The sequence below is a fragment of the Parabacteroides sp. merdae-related_45_40 genome, assembly GCF_001915675.1.
Map to the genome: position 1 here is coordinate 1 of NZ_MNQY01000008.1, position 4037 is coordinate 4037.

General features: G+C 54.1%; 2 protein-coding genes and 2 pseudogenes. 3 read left to right on the top strand and 1 reads right to left on the bottom strand.

What is annotated here, in order from left to right; genetic code table 11:
• The 3 genes and pseudogenes from BHV83_RS00145 to BHV83_RS00155 form a co-directional block, all read left to right on the top strand.
• A pseudogene (locus tag BHV83_RS00145) lies at positions 1-1725 on the top strand (hybrid sensor histidine kinase/response regulator); the annotation flags it as partial.
• An 80-nt stretch (positions 1726-1805) separates the two neighbouring features.
• The gene (locus tag BHV83_RS21825; protein WP_005641749.1) at positions 1806-2087 is read left to right on the top strand and encodes an Hpt domain-containing protein; all 282 of its coding nucleotides are present in this window, start codon (positions 1806-1808) and stop codon (positions 2085-2087) included.
• Positions 2084-3370, top strand: a complete 1287-nt coding sequence (locus tag BHV83_RS00155; RefSeq protein ID WP_005641752.1) for a sigma-54-dependent transcriptional regulator — start codon at positions 2084-2086, stop codon at positions 3368-3370. Before BHV83_RS21825 ends, BHV83_RS00155 begins: the two co-directional genes overlap by 4 nt.
• A gap of 249 nt (positions 3371-3619) precedes the next feature.
• Here BHV83_RS00155 and BHV83_RS00160 read toward each other — a convergent pair.
• Positions 3620-4037 (bottom strand): annotated as a pseudogene (locus BHV83_RS00160) (site-specific integrase); the annotation flags it as partial.

The window sequence follows — 4037 nt, forward strand, 5'->3', positions numbered from 1 at the left end:
TGTCTCCTTCTTTGGAACAAGGAACTCCTTCTTGCCAAGGCGATGCATACCTTCAATGAGCTGCAAGGTATAGGTGACATTGTGCAGGAAAGCATCCCGGCCATTGTATCGACAGCCCGGAAACAGGCTGCGCGGCAAAAGGAAAATACGGTTTCTCCGGGAACCGGTGAGAGAGATACTCCCAAAAAGAAAAGAAGCATTTGGGATATCTTCCGTAGAAAAGAAAACAAATCCGCTTACCTGCAACAGAGGGAAGAGACCGAACGTAAACGGCAGTCATTATCCGCCACCCCTCCAACCGGGACGACAACACGCATGCTCCGCTCCCTGAATGAGAGGGTCACCCTGGAACAGGCCGAAAGGCAGGCCCGGCTACTGGCACAGATGGACAGCCTGTACACCGGCAGTGTGGAGCTGAACGGGAAGATGAACAATATGGTCTCCGAATTTGAGCGGGAGAACAACGAGCGTTTTACCGCACGCTACAAGGCCTTTGTCCTTGAACGTGACAACTCCTACTATATGGTAGTCGGCCTCGCCCTGTCCGTCTCCCTGCTGGCGATCATGCTGTATACCATCATCCACCGGGATCTGAACCGTCGTCTCCGGTACGAAAGGGAGCTTGAACAGTCCGACAGGAGGAATCGGGAACTGCTCCGCTCACGCAAGGAATTGATGGCCTCGGTGGCCCACGACCTGCGCGCCCCGCTGGCGGCCGTCAAAGGCTGCGCGGAGCTGTTGCCCTCGGAAAGCGACGTCAGCCGCAGGACCGGCTATCTGGACAACATCCTGCACTCGTCCGATTACATGCTCGGCCTGGTAAACACGCTGATGGAATACCACCGGATGGATGAAGGCGGGGTCCGTTCCAATGACACGCTCTTCAGCCTGAAAGTCCTGTTCGAGGAAATAGCGGACGGCCATCGGCTTGCCGCCAGGCAGAAGAACCTAATGTTCACCGTATCCTTCTCCGGTCTGGACACCATCGTCTGCTGTGACGGCTCGCATATCCGGCAAATAGCCGACAACCTGCTGTCCAACGCCCTGAAGTTTACGCCCCACGGGGAGGTGCGCCTTGAGGCGGAATACCTGTATGGGGAACTTTGCATCTCTGTCCGGGATACCGGCGTGGGAATAAGTGCAGAAGAGAAAGAACGGATATTCGGGGCGTTCGAAAGGCTGGACAACGCGCGTGGCATTCCAGGGTTCGGACTGGGGCTGGCGATCACGGCCCGGCTCGTGTCTGAAATGCGGGGCCGTGTGGAGGTAAAGAGCGTCCCCGGTGAAGGCAGCCGCTTCTCCGTTTTCCTTCCCGTGCCATCGGCCGGACAGTCCGCCCCTCTGGAAGAGAAGGTGTTTCCGGCCTGTGAACCGCCCGGCGGCATCCGTGTGCTGGTCATGGATGACGACCGCATCCAGCTGGAGATCACCCGGGAGATGCTCTCTCGCAGCCGGATTCACTGTGACTGCTGCACGGATGTCCGGGAACTGATGGACTGCCTGAAAAGGCAGGAGTATGATCTTCTGCTGACCGACATACAAATGCCCGGTGCGGACGGCTTCTCGGTCCTTGAATTGCTGAGGGACTCGAACATCCCCCGGGCGAGGGAGATTCCGGCCATAGCCGTCACGGCACATTCCGGTAGGGAAGAGGAATATCTCTCCGCAGGTTTCGCCGGATGTATCCATAAGCCTTTCTCTGCAGAAAGGCTGGTAACCGCCATCATGGGGGCATAAAAGGGAATGGGAAAGAGTGGAGGCCGGACTTCTCCCTCCTGCTTGCCGGAGAGGACAACCGGCAGGAAATGCTGGGGCTGTTTGTCAGTGAGAGCCGCAAGGACATTGACAGGCTGTCAGCCGCCGTGAAAGAAAAGGACAGCCGGGAAATCATTTCCATCCTCCACAGGAACCTGCCGTTGTGGGAGACGGTACGTCTGGACTATCCGGTGGCGGTTCTGAGAGTGCTGGTCAAATCCGACGCGGGCCAATGGGAGGATGAGGAATATGTGAAAATAGAAAAAATAATCGGTGCCGTCAGGGAACTGATATCCTATGCGGAACTGATGCGGAAAGAGAGACAGGAATGAAAACGATACTTATTTTGGAAGATGACGTGATTTTTAGCCGCAGCATCGGCAACTGGCTGAAGAAGAAGGGGATGGCGACCGAACATGCTACGACGCTGTCAGCTGCCCGCAAGGCCCTTTCCGCAAGGGAATTCGACCTTGTCCTTGCAGATCTCCGCCTGCCGGACGGGAACAGCACCTCCCTGCTGGAATGGATGAACGAGAGGTTCTACGCCACCCCGTTCCTTATCATGACCAACTACGGGCAGGTGGAGAACGCGGTGGAAGCCATGCAGCTGGGGGCGGCCAACTACCTGTGCAAGCCCGTCCAGCCGGACAAGTTGCTGGAAGCTATCGGAAAGATATTCAGCCGTTCTCGGAATGACGGGAGTGAGTTCTACCGCGGGGAGAGTGCCAAAGAGCGGGAAATGTACCGGTTAGTGGGGCTGGTGGCACGTTCCGACATTTCCGTGCTCATTCGAGGAGCCTCCGGTACGGGAAAGGAGCATATCGCCCGCGAACTGCATGAACAAAGCCACCGTAGGAACAAGCCTTTTGTCCCGGTGGACTGCGGAACCATTACCGGCGATCTTGCCAAATCTGAATTTTTTGGGCACCGCAAGGGGACGTTCACCGGAGCCTACGGTGACAGGTGCGGACTGTTCCAGACGGCTGATAGGGGTACGCTGTTCTTGGATGAGATCGGCAACCTTTCCCCCGAGACACAGATACTCCTGTTGCGTGCCCTACAGGAAAGACGCTACAAGCCCGTCGGCTCTACCCGGGAATACGCCTTTGATGTCCGTCTGGTAGCCGCCACGAATGAAAACCTGGAGAGGGCGATATCCGAAGGGCGTTTCCGGGAGGACCTGTTCCATCGCCTGAACGAGTTCACCATCAATGTCCCCCCTCTCTCGGAATGCGGGGAGGACATACTTCCGTTAGCGGAGTTCTTTATGAGGCATTTTTCTGAAAAGCACCGTAAGCCCATACGCGGTTTCAACAGTCTGGCTGCGGTTTCATTACAAAAATATCCCTGGCCCGGCAACATACGCGAACTGAAAAACTGCATCCAACGTGCTGTCCTGCTCTCTGCAGACGGATGGATCTCACTGGAGGGGCTGAATCTGGACCTCACTGTTGGACGGGAGGAAACCGCTTCTCTCTCAGAAGAGGAGAAAGAAAAACGGCTGCTTCTCAAGACCCTTGAAGAGGCAGAGGGCAACCGTGCCCGTACGGCCAGGATGCTCGGTATCAGCCGGACCTCCTTGTACGAGAAATTAAAAAAATACCGGATTATATGAGCGGGCCAGCATTCTTCCAAAAGGAGGAAGTGAAATCAGATACTCTCTTTAAGGTTGATTGTAAGTCAATTAAAAATAGAAAATGATTGTTTTTTTAGACAATAAAGTGTATATTTGCATTGAAAGAATCGTTCTTTGACTGGTGCAAAGGAAAACAGAATATTGTAATTTGCTCGTTTCTAAATCGTTACCTACTTAGTGATAAGTAGAGTATAACTGTTTAATATTCAACTATATAGAGAATGTACAATGTTTTGCAACGTGCGTGGTCAGGTTTTTCTTTATGCCGCAGAAATCGGCGATTTCCTTGAGGTAGCTGTTCATTTTCTGGTTGCACATGACAGGCAGGCAGCATCCTTTCTTTATGCAGACCGGATGTTCCCTGTATTTCTCTAATATGGCCAGTGGAACGGGCAGCAGCGGGATGTTGCTGATGGAAGACGCTTTTCTGCGGTGTTCCAACTTGACCCTTCCCTTCCTTATCCACCAGTCCCCGAGATTGTCCTGTACCAGGTTTTCACCACTCAGAGTGGCGACATCGGAGAACGCCAGACCGGTGAAGCACGCGAAGACAAAGACATCCCTGACCAGTTCAAGCCGTGGAATGGTGAATTTCTTTTTCATTACGGTCTGCAACTCGTCATAGGTCAGGAATACCGGATCGGTC

What these genes read in the sequence shown, in the direction of transcription:
- BHV83_RS21825 (WP_005641749.1), top strand. Translation starts at nt 1,806, where the DNA reads ATGCTGGGGCTGTTTGTCAGTGAGAGCCGCAAGGACATTGACAGGCTG.
- BHV83_RS00155 (WP_005641752.1), top strand. Translation starts at nt 2,084, where the DNA reads ATGAAAACGATACTTATTTTGGAAGATGACGTGATTTTTAGCCGCAGC.